The sequence below is a fragment of the Microbacterium umsixpiens genome (genome assembly GCF_053543675.1).
Genome location: NZ_JBLVOH010000014.1, coordinates 52453 through 53551 on the forward strand (window position 1 = coordinate 52453; position 1099 = coordinate 53551).

At 67.9% G+C, this 1099-nt stretch carries 2 protein-coding genes; both read right to left on the bottom strand.

Annotation, left to right across the window (positions count from 1 at the left end):
• Positions 1-76 precede the first annotated feature (76 nt).
• On the bottom strand, positions 77-607 hold the full coding sequence (locus ACNPM4_RS01410) for a copper chaperone PCu(A)C (RefSeq protein WP_448984442.1): 531 nt from the start codon (positions 605-607) through the stop codon (positions 77-79).
• An 11-nt stretch (positions 608-618) separates the two neighbouring features.
• A partial coding sequence (locus tag ACNPM4_RS01415; RefSeq protein ID WP_448984443.1) for a copper resistance CopC family protein occupies positions 619-1099 on the bottom strand: 481 nt, incomplete at its 5' end.

Here is a 1099-nt window from a genome sequence, read left to right on the forward strand (position 1 = left end):
ACAGCTCCTCCGAGGAGGAACTGCCGCCGGGTCGACCCGGTGCGGGGGGAGCGGGCGCCCTCAACGGGCGCCGTCATCAGTGATCCATGCCGTCGTGCTCGTCGCCGCCCTCGTAGTTCTCGTTCGCGCCCGAGTAGTCCTTCACGGGGGCGGTGAACTCGTAGGTGGAGTCGTCATCGAACGTGAGGGTGAAGGAGACATCGGTTCCCGCGGCGAGCGGGCCGGTCAGGTCCATCATCATGATGTGGTTCGCCCCCGGCTCCAGCGCGAGCTGCCCGCCGGCGGGGATCACGAATCCGCCGTCGATCTCGCGCATCACCATCTCGCCGGCGTCGTTCTCGACCGTCTCGTGCAACTCGAGCATGGTCGAGGCCGCAGAGGTGACGGAAACCACGGTCGCATCGTGGTCGCCCGTGTTGACGAGGGTCCCGAACGCCGCGGACATGCCTTGTTCGGCGGATTTCACCCAGGAGTCTTCGATCCTGACGGAGTCTCCGGCAGGGCGGTTCTCGGTCTCGGCAGGTGCCTTCTCCGGAGTGCACCCGGTCAGAGCGAGGAGGGAGACCGCGATCACTGCTGCGAGTCGGGGGAGGTTTCTGGTGTTCACAATGGTGCCTTTCACAGGTCATCTGCCGCAGGGCCGCCGGTCTCCGGCGGTGCGGCTGCCGTCCGAGGACGGCGGAGGAATCGAATGAGCACGAGGATCAGGACGGCTGTGGCCGCCCCGCCCGCGCCGATGAGCAGCACTCTGAGCGCGCCGCCCGATTCTGCGTTCTGATCCGTCTGCTCCGAAGTGTCCGCGGGCGCGGCCGTCGCATCGCCGGTGTCCGATGTCTGTGCCATCGGATCGGCGTCTCCCACGGTGAAGGGGATGACCCCCGCGATGGGGTGACCGTCTTCCGAGACGACCTGCCAACGCACCTGGTAGCCGCCGGTCGGCAGCCCGGGTGCGAGCGACGCGGTGACCGTGCGTCCGGCCACTGTGACGTCGCCGGCGACCCAGTCCTCGCCCGAAGCATCGACGACCAGGACGACGGCCCCGGTGAGAGACTCATCGAGCACGAGGAGCTCGCCCGAGAACGTCATCGTGATGTCCTCC